The 15,597-nt window shown below is 44.6% G+C and carries 16 protein-coding genes and 1 tRNA gene; 13 read left to right on the top strand and 4 right to left on the bottom strand.

All coding sequences use genetic code 11. The annotated features are described in order from the left end of the window. The first annotated feature begins 87 nt into the window (after positions 1-87). From NSQ29_RS17135 to NSQ29_RS17125, 3 genes are all read left to right on the top strand, one after another. Entirely contained in the window at positions 88-348 is a 261-nt protein-coding gene (locus NSQ29_RS17135; RefSeq protein ID WP_076283210.1) for a hypothetical protein, read from the top strand. 272 nt (positions 349-620) lie between these two features. Beyond that, the gene (locus tag NSQ29_RS17130; RefSeq protein WP_179086649.1) at positions 621-788 is read left to right on the top strand and encodes a hypothetical protein; all 168 of its coding nucleotides are present in this window, start codon (positions 621-623) and stop codon (positions 786-788) included. A 1-nt stretch (position 789) separates the two neighbouring features. Continuing rightward, a complete protein-coding gene (locus NSQ29_RS17125) occupies positions 790-2,316 on the top strand; it encodes a stalk domain-containing protein (RefSeq protein ID WP_341125652.1) in 1,527 nt (508 codons plus the stop codon). A 151-nt stretch (positions 2,317-2,467) separates the two neighbouring features. Here NSQ29_RS17125 and NSQ29_RS17120 read toward each other — a convergent pair whose 3' ends face one another. Further along, positions 2,468-2,884 carry a hypothetical protein gene (locus NSQ29_RS17120; protein ID WP_340968650.1) on the bottom strand — a complete coding sequence of 139 codons (417 nt, stop codon included), beginning with the start codon at positions 2,882-2,884 and terminating at the stop codon, positions 2,468-2,470. A gap of 253 nt (positions 2,885-3,137) precedes the next feature. Here NSQ29_RS17120 and NSQ29_RS17115 point away from each other — a divergent pair, with 253 nt between their 5' ends. The 5 genes from NSQ29_RS17115 (at position 3,138) to NSQ29_RS17095 (ending at position 5,837) form a co-directional block, all read left to right on the top strand. After that, positions 3,138-3,377 (top strand): WYL domain-containing protein, encoded by a 240-nt coding sequence (locus tag NSQ29_RS17115; RefSeq protein WP_445164914.1) that lies wholly within the window; start codon positions 3,138-3,140, stop codon positions 3,375-3,377. Between the two features lie 73 nt (positions 3,378-3,450). Continuing rightward, positions 3,451-3,855: a VOC family protein gene (locus tag NSQ29_RS17110; RefSeq protein ID WP_076283207.1), complete on the top strand. Its 405-nt coding sequence runs from the start codon at positions 3,451-3,453 to the stop codon at positions 3,853-3,855. Positions 3,856-3,905: 50 nt separating this feature from the next. Next, on the top strand, positions 3,906-4,199 hold the full coding sequence (locus NSQ29_RS17105; RefSeq protein WP_341125651.1) for a hypothetical protein: 294 nt from the start codon (positions 3,906-3,908) through the stop codon (positions 4,197-4,199). 321 nt (positions 4,200-4,520) lie between these two features. Further along, positions 4,521-5,477, top strand: a complete 957-nt coding sequence (locus NSQ29_RS17100; RefSeq protein WP_341125650.1) for a quinone oxidoreductase family protein — start codon at positions 4,521-4,523, stop codon at positions 5,475-5,477. Positions 5,478-5,483: 6 nt separating this feature from the next. Then, positions 5,484-5,837: a MarR family winged helix-turn-helix transcriptional regulator gene (locus NSQ29_RS17095; protein ID WP_341125649.1), complete on the top strand. Its 354-nt coding sequence runs from the start codon at positions 5,484-5,486 to the stop codon at positions 5,835-5,837. Between the two features lie 152 nt (positions 5,838-5,989). Here the strand turns inward: NSQ29_RS17095 and NSQ29_RS17090 are convergent, their stop codons facing one another. Beyond that, positions 5,990-6,124, bottom strand: coding sequence for a hypothetical protein (locus NSQ29_RS17090; RefSeq protein WP_341125648.1), 135 nt, complete (start codon positions 6,122-6,124; stop codon positions 5,990-5,992). 491 nt (positions 6,125-6,615) lie between these two features. Next, positions 6,616-8,331, bottom strand: coding sequence for an ABC transporter ATP-binding protein (locus NSQ29_RS17085; protein ID WP_340968657.1), 1,716 nt, complete (start codon positions 8,329-8,331; stop codon positions 6,616-6,618). A gap of 268 nt (positions 8,332-8,599) precedes the next feature. Between NSQ29_RS17085 and NSQ29_RS17080 the strand changes: the two genes are divergently transcribed. Further along, on the top strand, positions 8,600-9,823 hold the full coding sequence (locus tag NSQ29_RS17080) for a CynX/NimT family MFS transporter (RefSeq protein WP_081951083.1): 1,224 nt from the start codon (positions 8,600-8,602) through the stop codon (positions 9,821-9,823). Positions 9,824-9,910: 87 nt separating this feature from the next. Here NSQ29_RS17080 and NSQ29_RS17075 read toward each other — a convergent pair whose 3' ends face one another. Beyond that, positions 9,911-10,672, bottom strand: coding sequence for a class I SAM-dependent methyltransferase (locus tag NSQ29_RS17075; protein WP_341125647.1), 762 nt, complete (start codon positions 10,670-10,672; stop codon positions 9,911-9,913). Positions 10,673-10,952: 280 nt separating this feature from the next. Here NSQ29_RS17075 and NSQ29_RS17070 point away from each other — a divergent pair. From NSQ29_RS17070 to NSQ29_RS17055, 4 genes are all read left to right on the top strand, one after another. Further along, positions 10,953-11,036 (top strand) — tRNA-Leu (locus NSQ29_RS17070). 338 nt (positions 11,037-11,374) lie between these two features. Continuing rightward, a complete protein-coding gene (locus tag NSQ29_RS17065) occupies positions 11,375-11,704 on the top strand; it encodes a PadR family transcriptional regulator (RefSeq protein WP_339270205.1) in 330 nt (109 codons plus the stop codon). Further along, a complete protein-coding gene (locus NSQ29_RS17060; RefSeq protein WP_339802355.1) occupies positions 11,701-12,258 on the top strand; it encodes a DUF2812 domain-containing protein in 558 nt (185 codons plus the stop codon). The genes NSQ29_RS17065 and NSQ29_RS17060 overlap by 4 nt, the downstream gene beginning before the upstream one ends. A gap of 221 nt (positions 12,259-12,479) precedes the next feature. After that, positions 12,480-15,569, top strand: coding sequence for a PAS domain S-box protein (locus tag NSQ29_RS17055; protein WP_339270209.1), 3,090 nt, complete (start codon positions 12,480-12,482; stop codon positions 15,567-15,569). Positions 15,570-15,597 lie beyond the last annotated feature (28 nt).

The raw sequence follows: 15,597 nt of genomic DNA, 5'->3' as shown, positions 1-15,597 counted from the left end.
TAAACGAATCAGTTTAAAATGTTCGGCATTTCTTGAACGTCATACTTCCATCGACGCAGGAAAGAATGTAATCTCGGATGCAGAGGCATGGATCGTAGACTTCAAAACGTTCTCCAACACATGATCACCTTTCAATTCATTATTGAAACAGATAGCGTGGGGCGTTTGCTTGCTCAGATTGAGGCATCTCCCCTTACTCTTTTTTCAGAGTCATCAACAGAATTAAAGCTGCGTTTAGAAGATTGGGAAACGAAACGTCCGACAATAGAACTTAATGGTTCTTTAGTAGTGTACATCGTAAACGATGGGCCTGATGTTGAAGTTGACGTACCAGCGGTACCAGGCTAAAGGCTTCCTGCAAATGAATTGAAGGGTTGTCTACTATAATCTGTTTTAGTATGAAAGCTTGCCGGTACAGACTGAGTGGAGAACCTTATCATAAGTAGGGCGAATTATTATGCTTTTGAGTATGAATCTTCGCACAATCTCCGTTGTCGGCTTCGGTAAATGACTACTAAATTAATTTGTCATGTGACAATACTGATGACAGCGGTCACTATTAAATACAATTAGTTCCATTATAATAGATCTAGCTAGTGGTGCTAAGTGGTATACCCGGATTGTTCGCGACAGATGAAGGTAAGGCATATGCGGCAGTGAGCTTTGCTGGAGGAACGGGACTTGAAGGTGATCCCTATCAGATTGCAACCGCCGAACAATTGAATGCTGTTCGTAATTATTTAGGTGCTGGTATCTACTTCGAATTGACTAAATATGGGGGAAAGTAAAGTGATAAAAATAAAAAGACTGCAATTATCTATTGTACTTGTGCTTGTAATGACGTTGTTTGTGGTCCCTGTTGCTCAGGCGGCTCCGGTCGGCCAAGTGGCCGAGATTTCTATTATCGTTAATGATAGCGTAATCCCGAGTGACGTCGAACCCGTTGTCCATAAAGGAACCGCGCTTATGCCTTTGAGGGTCCTTGAAGACTCGCTCGGCGTGTCTCTTAACTGGAACAGTTCTACACAAACAATAGCGGTTTTTAAAGGAGATGCATCGGGTACGCTGATTATAGGCGACCCGACCGCCAGCATTAAAGTCGGTGATGTAGAGGAGAAGGTCACGCTCGATCAACCTGCTAAGATCATTCAGAACCGGGTTATGGTACCGGTACGTTTTATTGCCGAATTATTCGGTGCAAAAGTAGTATGGAATTCCACCATGAAAACCATCACCATCAGTACTCAGCCATCGGTTGACCAAGAATCGCAGAATTCTAAAGGCAATGGAGTCAAGGGTGATAAAGGCGATACCGGAGCGACTGGGCCAGCGGGAGCACAAGGCCCAGCAGGACCGGCGGGATCACAAGGAGATCCAGGGTCAGCGGGATCACAAGGAGGTCCAGGGTCAGCGGGAGCACAAGGCCCAGCAGGACCGGCGGGATCACAAGGAGATCCGGGGCCAGCGGGAGCACAAGGCCCAGCAGGACCGGCGGGATCACAAGGAGATCCGGGGCCAGCGGGAGCACAAGGCCCAGCAGGACCGGCGGGACCACAAGGAGATCCAGGGTCAGCGGGAGCGCAAGGCCCAGCAGGACCGGCGGGATCACAAGGAGGTCCAGGGTCAGCGGGAGCACAAGGCCCAGCAGGACCGGCGGGAGCACAAGGCCCAGCAGGACCGGCGGGAGCACAAGGCCCAGCAGGACCGGCGGGACCACAAGGAGATCCAGGGCCAGCGGGAGCACAAGGCCCAGCAGGACCGGCGGGACCACAAGGAGATCCAGGGCCAGCGGGAGCACAAGGCCCAGCAGGACCGGCGGGACCACAAGGAGATCCAGGGTCAGCGGGGACTTCTTTTACCTCGGAAGGATTTTCTGTTACGGGTACGACATACTCAATTGCTAGTAGCACGCTATTTACGAATTGGAGTGAGGCGTCCCCTTATTACGCAAGCCCTGCATTTAATCCTGCTACAGGGATATTTACGGCACCGGCCACTGGCAAGTATGCTATACATGCAACTGTTAACTATAAGACTAACGTTCCAGTTAGTATAAGCTTAGGAAGTGGCATTGATCCATTTTTTACCGTAAAGAAGAATGGCAGCACTGATTTAATAAAAGGTTATATGCCTATCTTGGACGTCAATATAGCGTTAATTTTAACTATAAGGACCGTACTAAGTAGTGCGACGGTGACGCTATCCGGTGATGTAGAGCTGCAAGCAGGTGAGGAAGTTGGATTATATTACGAAGCTGACGGTCTAACCCTTGGTTTCAGTACGGATATAGTATGGTCGATTCATCGGCTATCCTAATACAAGGTTGCATGAGGTGAAGTTGAACCTTTGGTAATAGAAACACATCTTAACAGATATAGAGTCGGGCCATTCTCTTTGGGAGAATGTCTGGCTCTATTTTTGAATAGGACTCTTTAACGAGGATAGTTAAGCAACTGTCTACAACAAATTATTGATCTTTAGGGGTGACTGGTTCAGAGTAGAACTGTTGATATCGTTCCAACAATTTCTTACCATTCTTCTTGACATAGTCTCGTTGCTTTCTAACATTATATCCTTTATAGGAACCATAGAAAATTCCTGAAGATGTGTGTAGATTTACAGCGTTTGATGCCACGCGGTTTGTAGGTTCTGTATTAATTTCTACACTGTCATAAAAGCGACTTCTTTTTGCATCTACAACAGTTGCATTCCAACCTTGCTTGTTTTTAATATCAGCAATCCGTATCCTAGCAACTATTGCTACAACCACTTCTTGCTCATTGTTCTCATCAGTTACAAATGCGTCGATAATATGTTTATTACTAGCTAGGTCAAGAACTTGTGTAATATCAAGTGTTTTTATTTCATTTGATCCGTTCGTCATATAAAACAACCCAACCTTTCATATTCAGATATAAATTGTATCGGAAATATATGGGTAGCTTATTACATCAAATGACGAAGGTAAGCCTGTGATTCAATTTCGGGGCTTTCTCTGACAAAGGAAAAGCCCCTTCCGCTTGTCAATCAGCTTCGTTATCCCTCGTTTGTTTCAAATGAAGAAACAGGCGTAATCGCGATTCGAGCTTCCTGTGCATTTTGACTTAAGAGAGTATACCCCTCCGGATGATCGCCACTTGCGAGTTCATCTTCGATGTAATCATGATCTCGCAGATAAGGTAAAGGAATCCAACTATCATTACATTGAAGAAATGAAAGAGCATCAAGCTGGATTAGATGTGGTTTTACGCGTACGCCAACTGGATGAATTACTGCAATGGGTGCTCGGCTGGGGAGCGGGTGTAATCGTATTGGAGCCTGAATCATTCCGGAATAAGATTCGTGAGGAAGCCCGAAAAATTTCAGAACGCTACTGACATAACGCTGTCAGTAGCGTTGTTTTATTATCGGGTATGTAAACATAAAGGAGTATAGAAAGGATGGTATTTTGTGAATTTTGCTTCTGTACGCATCATTACCGACGATGTGAATCGTCTCGTCGAGTTCTATGAAAAAGTTCTGGGTGTTTCGGCGGTGCACCCCGCGCCTGTTTTTGCCGAACTCGTTATGCCAGCATGTACCCTGGCAATCGGCCACTCCCAAACGGCGCAGCTATTCGGCGCTGGTTCCGTAGTGGCAGCGAGCAATCACACTGTCATCATCGAGTTCCGCGTCGACGATGTCGAAGCCGAATATGCACGCTTGAAGCCAATTGTCTATGATTGGGTAAAAGAACCGACCACGATGCCGTGGGGAAACCGTTCTATGCTGTTCCGTGATCCCGACGGCAACCTTGTAAACCTCTTCGAGCCGGTGACCGAGGAAGCGATTAAACGGTTTAGTGGCAGGCATTGATTAACTGATCTTCATGAGGGTCATGTCGAGGTCGTAGCTAATTAATAGGTTTGTCATGTGGTCCTGATAGTAGTCAAAATATAACTAATTTTGCGTACCTCTCACGGCATAGAACACATCGGAGACAGACTTGCTCTGCTGCCGCAGCACCTGCTCCAGCCATTGACGGTCAACCTGTTGTGTACGAGATTGTCTTCCATGATTTTGCCTCCATAATCAGTTCAACAGGGAACGACTGGACGGCCGCGGTGTGCAGCTTCAGATCTTTGTCGATTTTCAAGCGCGGTCTTGGACACGAGGAAAGAGATGCGAAGAAGGCCAGCAGCGATACGGCGATGAGCTAATGGTTGAGCTTATCGTAAACGCCTTTTAAGGTCATACCATAAGAATGGCCTTAAAATTTGCCGTTACAGACAGCGCGGTGAACCGTATCACAAGTAACGGCAAGTTATTGCTTAATTAGTCTGGATGCAGAAAGACCGACCTGCCTTGCATATGGATAGTCCAGCTGAAAGACCGTGTCCAATTGGCGACGGTGAAGCACGAATTTAGCTAACCCTTTGACCTCAGTATATTCATCAAGGAATGGTTCGAAATAAAATGTGCATTGTGCACATAATTTGTGCGATGCACATAATTTCGAATGAGAGCTGGGTGTAATAACTATGAAGGCAGCAATAGTGAAGAAGAAGGGGACCATTCCCGTAATGGGTCATTTTGATTCCCCTGTTGCGACAGGTGGGCAAGTTATAATTAACGTTTCGGCAACAGCCTTGAGTCGAGTTAGCAAGTTCCGTTCAATGGGTAAGCACTACTCATCAGAAGTTAATTTTCCAATTGTAGCTGGTATTGACGGTGTTGGAACTTTGGAAGATGGGTCTCGAGTTTACTTTGCACTGCCAACGGCACCGTATGGTAGTTTGGCTGAGCAAACCGTTGTCAACGAGAAGCTAGTTGTCCGTTTACCAGATGGTATTGATGATCTCACTGCTGCCGCTATTGCCAACCCAGCTATGTCGTCATGGGCTGCATTGGTATTTCGGGCTGGCTTCAAATCCGGCCAAACGGTTTTGATTAACGGCGCCACTGGGGCATCCGGTAGCTTAGCAGTTCAGATTGCTAAGGGCCTTGGGGCCAAGAAAATCATTGTAACGGGACGCAATGAATCGAAGCTACATTCACTTGGAGCCGATGAGGCCATTGCATTTGATATGACAGCTGACTACGGACAAAAAATGTTTGAAAACGGCCTAATGCCAGTTATTGCTGAAGGTGTTGATGTTATATTGGATTACCTTTGGGGTGATAGCGCATTTGCCATCATGGCAGCTCTTTCTAAGAATAATACGGATCGTGTAATCCGCTTTGTAAGCATTGGAACTTCATCTGGACAAGAAAACATAAATTTACCTTCATCTATTTTACGCTCATCAACAATTGAACTGGTAGGTAGTGGAGATAAGAGTGTTTCTAAAGCTGATATGTTATCCGCTGTTCAAGGTGTTTTTGAGATGGCCGCCGAGGGGGAGATAAAGATTGACACAACAGAGTTTGCTCTAGAAAATATCGAAGAGGCTTGGAATGCTCCGCTTACACCACGTCCAGTAGTAAAGGTGCGATAAAAAGAAATGGAGAATGAAATTTTTAAAGCGCTAATTGATTTAGTTTCCATTATCAATCGGCCAGACCGTGATAAGAAAATGATTGCTGATGCTGGTGTAAATTTGGAGGCAGCAGCCTTTCGCGTCTTTGTTGGTATCGAGCATCTCCAACCGACTAGTGTTGGTGATTTGGCTGCTATGATGGGGAAAAACTATTCGAGTGTTAGTCGGCAAATCGATAAGGTAGAGACCGCCGGGTTGGTTTATACTTATCCATCAAGTTCAGACTCTCGAATTCGTGTGTCTGAATTGACAAAATACGGGGAGGAAATCAATACAATGATTAACCCGCCCGTGAGCGCAATATGCATGAAGCTTTAGCTGATTGGACTTGGGATGAAAAAAACGCATTATTAAATAATTTAAAGCGTTTATTCGAATCGTTGCAAAAGTTCGACTGAGTACTGTTGTTGCAACTTTTTCTCTCCATGTTCGAATGCGACTCTTGTGTTGTATTGTTTAATCATCCAAACTCATAAGTTCAATAGACGTTTCTCTACGACCAAGAAAGGAGCTGCTACGGCAGCTCCTTTCGCATTTTTCGCCGTTAGCCCTGTTACGGTGAACCCTATCATAAGTAGAGGCAAGTTTTTTGAAGAAAAACTCACAGGAGCCTGTGTTTACAGCAAGCCTAGTGGCCGTATCTGTCTAGTACAAAGAGACGATTGCCTGTACGGTTACGTCTCGGAGTTGGGAAGGGAAGAGGCTAGCTGGGGGCAGCGTAATGAAGTCTTGTTGGGTTTTGAAGATTCGTATATTCAGCTCTCCTGAAACTAAAAAAAGCTCATTCTACATCCGGGTGAACTTTTTTATAGAGTGTATAATAATTATTGGGACACAGATACTTCACTCATTAGAGCATGTACATTTTGGTCGTGGTCATGAAAGAACGTCAATGTAGAAGCAGCGATGTTAAAAATGATAGTAGGTACCTAGGTCACAGGACCCGACTCATGTCGTGTGCAGCCTCTCATGCTGGAAATAGATGAGAAGCACGAAAAAATAAGCCTAGTCGCCAATAACATGGAGACTAGGCTTGTTATTCTTGAAAATCTCAGCAGCTGAATCAATCATTCTACAGAAGCTCCAGATAACGTCCCTAAGCGTTATACTGTGCCTGATGCAGCCGGCTGTATATGCCACCGGCATGGACTAACTCTTCATGGCGGCCTTGCTCGGCGATGCCTTCTTCGTTCACGACCATGATCCGGTCGGCATTCTTTATCGTCGTCAATCGGTGGGCGATGACGAGTGTGGTTCTACCCACGGACAGATCCGCCAGCGATTGCTGAATCGCTGCTTCCGTTTCTGTATCCAGTGCGGAAGTAGCTTCATCCAGAATCAAGATTGGCGGATTCTTCAGAAACATGCGGGCGATCGCTAGGCGCTGCTTCTGTCCACCGGACAGCTTCACACCGCGCTCGCCGATCACCGTATCCATGCCATCTGGAAGATTCTGAATGAGATCTTCCAGATGGGCACGCCGAGCAGCTTCCCAGATTTCGGGCAGCTTCGCATCCAGCTTTCCGTAGGCGATGTTTTCACGAATCGTACCCGAGAACAGGAACACATCCTGCTGTACGATCCCGATCTGCTTACGTAACGACTCCAGCTTCATGTCACGGATATCAATGCCATCTATGGTGATAGCCCCGCCTGTGACATCATAGAAACGAGGGAGCAGGCTGCAAATAGTTGTTTTGCCTGCGCCAGAAGGTCCAACAAAGGCAATCGTTTCGCCAGCCTTAACTTTTAGGCTGATATTTTGTAGAACCGGACGGTCTTCGTCGTATCCGAAAAAGACATTCTGGAAGGTAATATCACCGTGTAAAGTACTTACCTCTACGGCATCCGGCTTATCGCTGATATCTGGCTCCGTATCAATAATTTCTAGATAACGTTTAAAGCCGGCAATTCCTTTTGGATAACTCTCGATAACGGCATTGATCTTCTCGATCGGACGGAAAAAGATATTGGACAACAGAATAAATGCCACAAACTCACCGATTTGCAACTCGCCATTGATGAAGAACCAAGCGCCGCTGATCATCACAAGGATCGTAATGAGGCGTGTCATCATATAGCTGACGGATAAGCTTTTGGCCATGATTTTATAAGCGAGAAGCTTAGTTTTACGGAACATTTGGTTATCTACTGCGAATAGCTCTTGTTCATGCTGCTCATTGGCAAAAGATTGAACAACCCGGATACCACCGACATTATCTTCGATACGGGCATTGAAACTACCTACATTTCCAAAAAGCTGGCGGTAGGTGGAAGTCATGTTGCGTCCGAAGTAAATGATCACCCAAGCCATAATTGGAACGATAATAAAAGTAATAATGGCCAGCTTCAGATTAATATCAGCCATAAGTAGGAAAGCACCGACAAGTGTCATGATGGCGATAAATATATCCTCAGGACCGTGATGCGCCACCTCGCCGATATCATTTAAATCGTTGGTGATTCGCCCGATGAGGTGACCTGTTTTATTATTATCAAAAAAGCGGAAGGACAGTTTCTGGATATGATCGAACATTTTTTTACGCATATCGGTCTCGATATTAATGCCAAGCATATGCCCCCAGTATGTAACGATATACTGCATAACTGTATTCAAGGCGTAAATAGCTAGGAGCGCGACACACGCAATAAGAATTAGCGGCCAATCTTGACCCGGGAGCAAATCATCAATAAATTTATTGACAGCTACCGGAAAAGCTAGTTCTAGAAGACCTGCAAAAACAGCGCAGGAGAAGTCCAATATAAATAGTTTTTTATACGGACGATAGTAGGAAAAAAACCTTCGAAGCATTCTGTTCACTCTTTTCTATAAGAATATGTAGGAGATCGAATGAAATTGATTCTCAATTGTCTTGATTATATGGATACTAAAGATGTCATTCGATTTTGTCAATAATAGGGTTATAAAATTACTTAAGGCTTGTAACTTTTATAATAATAGTGGATGATAGGTCTTAATGCCATGTAATAAACATTTTTATATTTCTGGCGTAATCGCTCACCGTCCTTACAGGGATGTCAAAGGCGTTTATGCTTGTTGCAATTTAGGAGGATACATGATGAAAGCATCGCAACGAGAAGGAAACATTCAGAATAGAGGTTTAACAGATACCAAATATGATCGCTGGCTGCTAGTGTTGGGGATTGTGTTTATCGCAGCGGCACTTAGAGCGCCTTTCACATCCGTCGGTCCACTGGTACAAATGATTCAGGATGATCTAGGCTTATCGAACACTTTAGCAGGAGCTATTACTACTCTACCATTGTTGGCTTTTGCCATTTTGTCCCCGTTTGCTCCAAAGCTAGCTCGCCGTTTCGGCTTGGCTAATGTGTTATTAATTGCTATGGTTATGCTTGCTATGGGGATTCTAATCCGGTCGGGTTCTGGAACGGGACTGTTGTTCACAGGTACGGCGATACTCGGGCTTTCTATTGCGGTATGTAATGTACTGCTTCCGGGTCTGATTAAAGGGAAGTTTCCCCACAAAATTGGATTAATGACAGGTGTTTATACTGTCTCAATGAATTTATGCGCTGCCGTCGCTTCAGGTATTAGTGTACCGCTAGCTAGTCAAGCTGGATTTGGCTGGAGAGGGACTTTGGCGATTTGGTTTATGATCGCTGCGCTAGCAACCCTGTTCTGGATTCCGCAAATGCGCAAGCTCGATCAAGGGACTGGGGCCAAGGGGTCGATCTCTAGTGGAAATATGTGGCGTTCTTCGCTTGCTTGGAAGGTAACGATTTTTATGGGCTTACAGTCGTTGCTCTATTATGTCTTCATAGCTTGGTTCTCTGTTCTCCTTGGTGAGCGAGGGATGTCATCAAGCCATGCAGGTTGGTTACTATCACTAATGCAAATGGCCCAGCTGCCGTTTACTTTCTTCGTGCCGTTGTGGGCAGGTCGGATGAAGAACCAACGTATTCTAGTAATCATCACGGCTATTTTGTATTTCATCGGAATCGGTGGCATTTGGTTGGGAAGCAGTGCTTTAATGGCTGTCTGGGCGATCTGTTTTGGGATTGCCGGAGGATTTGCCTTCGGACTTGTGATGATGTTCTTCAGTCTACGGACCAGAAGCACTCAAGAAGCAGCGGAACTGTCGGGAATGGCCCAATCCGTAGGTTACGTGCTTGCAGCAATGGGCCCGGCATTATTCGGATGGCTTCATGATGTAACGAATAGCTGGACGATGCCGCTTGTTTTATTGCTGGGTGCAAGCGTATTGCTGCTGGTTGTCGGACTTGGTGCTGGTAGCGATCGATATGTGGGAGATAGAAGATAGATGGTCATAAAAAGAGTGTATTGGTGCGGACACGCGCCAGTACACTCTTTTTTTTTGTTGCATAGGAAGAAGCCACGCCCTTCATTGTTAGACGCGTTTGTAAGCGACGACCCGGATTCTTCGATAATCCATCACCCAGCGGCCATCCTGAAATAATGTCGGTCTAAGTTTTTGTTCCATATAAGAGAGGACTTCTTCTCGTTCAGATGGTGTTAGGTCACTTAAGATTCCATTAGCAAAAGTGTTCAGCCAGGACTGGAACCCTTGCTCTCCAGCCTCTAGTGGGGTTGGACGGTCGAAACAAAGGGCGAGGTCAACAGTCAGTCCATGTTGTTCTAGTAGTGTTGTATATTGTCCGATGCTTGGGAAGTACCAAGGTAATTGAAGCTTATCACTACACCCTATAGCGGTAAAAGCATTTGGAAGCTCAGTAATGATAGAAGCGATATTGCCCAGCCCACCGAACTCGGCAACAAAACGCCCGCCTGTTCGTAGGCTATCTGTGATAGAAGCAGCTGCTCCGTTCGCGTCGGTCAACCAGTGTAGAGCAGCGTTGCTGAACACGGCATCGACTGGCTGTTCCGCGACATAGTTTTGCCCATCTGCTAAGATGAAGTTTAGCTGGGGATGCTTGTCACGGGCAGTCTGAATCATTTCGGCTGAAGCATCAATACCTGTTACAGTGGCACCACTAGCAGCGATGGCTGCTGCCAAATCACCAGTTCCGCAGCCCCAATCAACAATTTGTTCGCCAGGCTGGGGGCGAAGAAGCTCAATCAAAGACTCTCCAAACTGAGACACAAAGGCCATATCAGTATCATAGGTTCCGGTATTCCACTGCTGGTTCATACGTATTCGTCCTTTCTGGTTTGGAATTACAGTGATATTTCTGATGCAGCACATTCTTTTAATTATGTTGTATCATAACAGTCTCTTATAAGTGAAATATATAAACTGAATAACTGTGATTGGTTATGCCTATGGGTATTTGAATATGTTATATCGCTTATATCGCTTATATCGCTGTTGTTAGATTTATCTGTACATCGATTTAAAAATATGTTGCTATTTATCCGAAAAAAGAGTATATTCTTATGTACAGTGATTATTTCATTGGTGTACATAATGTGCGGTCGTGGCGGAATTGGCAGACGCGCACGGTTCAGGTCCGTGTGGTAGCAATATCGTGGAGGTTCGAGTCCTCTCGACCGCATCATCAAATAGGCTTATACAATTGCTCTTGGGCAGTTGTATAAGCCTATTTTTTATTTCTGGAGAAAGTGATGGTGGTCCAATTCTAGTGGCTTCTAAGTCCGATGCACCCCATGCGTAGTGGAAGGAATAGATTTAATTAGATGGGGTAGATCCAAGTTGAGGAAATTGCGATCATGAACCGTCTATATCCATGTGCTATAGGCTTTTTTTCGTGGTTATGATCGGTTGCGTTTACTAAAAATAGGTATTTTTGTATTGACAATTATATCGGCTTCCGTAATAATGTTATTACGGTAACCGATATATCGCTAACAGTAATAGAATGGAGATGGAATCATGCCTGAAAGCTCAGAAAGAGGAGCCTTAACGGAAGCTGTATTTTACATTTTATTGTCTTTATACACCGCAATGCACGGTTACGCGATTATGCAGAATGTGAAGGATTTAAGTCATGGTCGAGTTGATCTTGGAGCGGGCACTTTATATGGAGCTATCAACACCTTGCTTGAGAAAAAATGGATAAGAGCTATAGAAGGGGAAGAAGGCTCCCGAAGAAAGGAATACGAAATTACTGAATTAGGGAAGACAGTGATTCAGGGGGAGCTTATCCGGTTAGAAGAACTGATTGCCAATGGGAAGAGAATAGCTGGAGGTGAGTCCAAATGAAACATGTGGTTCGTAAGCTGTTTTGGGATTTTGAGAAGGAAGAACAGTGGCTTAATGAAATGTCTGCCAAAGGGTTAGCCCTTTCAAGCTACTCCTGGTGTAAATATGTGTTTACTGACTCGCCTAAGAATGAGTATACGTATAGAATTGAGCTTTTAGATAATGTGCCTACTCATCCGGAAAGCATGGCATACCTCAAGTTTTTAGAAGAAAATGGAGTAGAGTGTGTTAGCAGCTATGTTCGCTGGATTTATCTTAGAAAGAAGTCATCCGAAGGTGCGTTTGATATTTACACAGATCTGGAATCCAAAATAAAACACTTTAAGCGAATCAACACACTATGGAATTCTGTCATGTGGTTAGAGTTCATTGTTGGTTTAGCCAACATTCTCATTGGGCTAACGAATTATTTCACTTCATCCAACAGCATTAGTTTGGTAAATGTTATTCTAGGCGGGCTTTTAATTCTTTTAGGACTTGTTTTTTTTAGAGCTGGCGCACCTATCCGTAAGAAAATTAAAAAGCTTCAGCAAGAGAATTTAATAAGAGAATAGTCCTTATTCTTGTGATATGTATAAACAGCAGTTTTCCTGATTACTCGGGACTTGTTGTTTATTTTTTTGTCTATGACGATAACGCGCAATCTCATTGCTTTTCACCGGCCTATCATTTAGGACTCAACTATCAAGCTTAATTACCGAAAAAAAGGTATACTGGAATAGATTACGAAATTGTAATAAAGTTTGTCCCCATACCAAAAGAGGAGGCTGCACAGGTGTCTGAATTTCTTTTTAAGCAACTATACTTACGGTCTTCTATAGGGGTTGCTGTAGTCTCTCCCAAGGAAGGGACCTTGATTCAATCCAATCCAGCACTTTGCCATATGCTTGGTTACTCTGAAGAAGAGCTTTTAAATATGGGCTATCTAGATCTTATTTATCCAGACGATGTAGCTGATGATGATCATTACGTTATCCTGAACAATCTCTTAGCAGATCCTGGGACCGCAATAGAGTTAGAAAGACGGTTCTTATGTAAGGGTGGCGAGATAATCTGGGTAGCTCAACATATATTTCTGATTCTTCAGGAGAACTCTAGTGAACCCCTTGTCTTGATCTCAGAACTTACGGATATCACAGACCGAAGGCTTGCGGAAGATAAGATTCAGGAAGATCAGCATTTATATAATTTGATCACACAAAATACGCCGGATATGATTTCTTTTGGCGGACCAGACGGTACACTGCACTACGTTTCTCCTTCAGTGGAGTTGTTGCTAGGATATCCTCCAGATGAAATGATCGGTACGAAAAGACCTGAGTATTATCACGCAGAAGATGCCCTTGAAATGACAAAACACGGAAAGCTCTATTCTGATACGGATGTGTATACACGCAGGGCCCGGCATAAAGACGGACATTATTTGTGGATTGAGAGCAGCTCACAGGTGGTACGCGATGATCAGGGGGAAATCAAGCAGATATTAACGATCGGCCGCGATATTACCCAGCGTAAGAAATATGAGGATATGCTGGCGCAAGCCCAATATCTTGCGAAAATGGGATCGTGGGAATGGGATGCGACGAAAACGCGGTTGACGGTTTCTAGAGAGATGCGTAACATTTTTGGCTTTTCGTTGGACGACAGCAATCATTCCTATTTTGATTACAAACGAGTGCTTTCCTGTATTGATCCAGATGATTTTACTAGACTTCAAAAGCTGGTTCACCAGTCTTTAGCGAATGGGACGAATGGCGAAGTTATGGTTAGAATTAAAAGTGCGGATGGAAAATTGAAGTTTCTGGATGCACACTGGGAAGTGACTAAAGATGAGGAAGGAAGAGTGCTACAGATCAGCGGGATTGCCCAGGATGTGACTGAACGTCATCAAATGGAGGAACAGATGCGTGATAGTGAGCAGAATTACCGACTCCTGTCGGAAAATTCAATGGATTTCATTTCACGTAATACAGCGGACGGAGACCTCATCTATCTATATGCATCACCCATTTGCCAGACGATGTTCGGCTATACACCGGAAGAAATGTACGAAACGAGAGGTATTGATTACATACATCCTGAAGACAAGGAGAAAGTGGTGTCCTATCTTAGCAACTGTATGGAAGGGAAGAAGCTCGACCCTGTGACCTTTCGGTTTCTATGCAAAGATGGAACGTACATTTGGACGGAAACAACACTTCGCTATATTTACTCGGAGACCTTTGGAGGACGGGAGCTTGTGTGTGTAACCCGGGACATTGCGGAACGGGCGCGGCATTTTGAAGAAATAGAGAAGTTAAGTAACGAGCATGCTCTAATATTGAATTCGGTATCTGAAGGCATATTTGGTATGAATCTTGAAGGGGATACGATGTTCATCAATCCAGCGGCGATTACTATGCTAGGATACGATCCAACGGAATGGTTGAACAGCAAATTCCATACGATTCATCAGACTTGGCTGGATAATGAGCCATTCTTGGGCATTCAGAAGACGCTGATTCCCTCGCACTTCAATAATCGCTCTTTTGATGAGAAAGAGGGTGTGTTTTGGAGGCAAGATGGTTCCAGCTTTTTGGTCAGATATCACATGACTCCTCTTTTTGATGGAGAAGAGCGGATCGGGGCTGTAGTGGTTTTCCGAGATATCACAGAAGAGAAGGAGATTGTGCGAGCGAAGGAGTCTGCAGAGGAAGCGGATCGGGCGAAATCGGAGTTTCTAGCGATCATGAGCCATGAGCTGCGTACGCCTATGAACGGTATTATAGGAATGGCAGACTTGCTCTCAGGGACAGAGTTAAATGAAGAGCAGAGCTACTACACACAAATCATTACAAGTAGCGGAGAAGCATTGCTTCATATTTTGAATGAAGTGCTGGATTTCAGCAAAATTGAAGCAGGCATGATGACACTTGAACTGCAAATGGTGGACTTGCGTGAAGTGATACAGAACGTTAGTGAGCTATTCTATCCGAAGGTCAAAGAAAAAGGGTTGTTATTAACTATCAATATTGCACCTGATCTTCCATTTGTCATTGTGACGGATGAGGCAAGATTGCGCCAAATTCTCGTGAACTTAGTGGGAAATGCGGTGAAATTTACGGAGACAGGTGAAATTAGTATTTCTGCCAGCCTGGTAGCTTCTCAAAAGTCAGGAAATATTATCGTTAAATTCATGGTTAAAGATACGGGCTTGGGGATCCCGGTTGCCAGTCAAGGGTTATTGTTTCAATCGTTCTCGCAATTGCATCCTTCCATTAATCGAAAATATGGCGGAACAGGACTTGGACTGGCGATTAGCAAAAAGCTGGTGGAGCTGCTCGGAGGAGCGATTGGTGTGAGGAGCTGTGAGGAACATGGCTCAGAGTTCTTTTTCACCGTGGAGGTCTCTTTGCCAAAAGAGGAATGGAATCAGAAGGTTACGCTCCACCCTTCAGTGGATACAGACAAAAGCAATAAACCTAACGCCAGAGCATCTGATACGGGAGAATATGGACCGATGTCTATTCTCATCGCTGAAGATCATCCTGTGAATCAGCAACTGATGCTGGCTTATATGAAGAAGAGGGGATACTTCCCTGACATTGCATCAAATGGCGAGGAAGCAGTTCGAGCTGTGCTGTCCAAGGATTATGATCTCGTCTTTATGGATATTCAGATGCCTATTATGGATGGGATAGAAGCAACAGGAATCATACGTGAGAAGCTCGGGCTGTCTCCCATTATTATTGCGGCCACAGCTTTTGCCAGAAATGAAGATAAAGACATGTGCCTGAGTGCAGGAATGCAGGATTTCATCTCCAAGCCTATCTCCATAAAGGAGCTTGACAGGGTATTAAAAGATTGGTCTACTCGGATTCGTTAAGGATGAGGAGTGTCATTGACAAAAGGGC

The sequence above is a fragment of the Paenibacillus sp. FSL F4-0236 genome (assembly GCF_038000135.1).
Classification (GTDB): domain Bacteria; phylum Bacillota; class Bacilli; order Paenibacillales; family Paenibacillaceae; genus Paenibacillus_AQ.
This window is presented reverse-complemented; position numbering and strand designations above follow the sequence as displayed.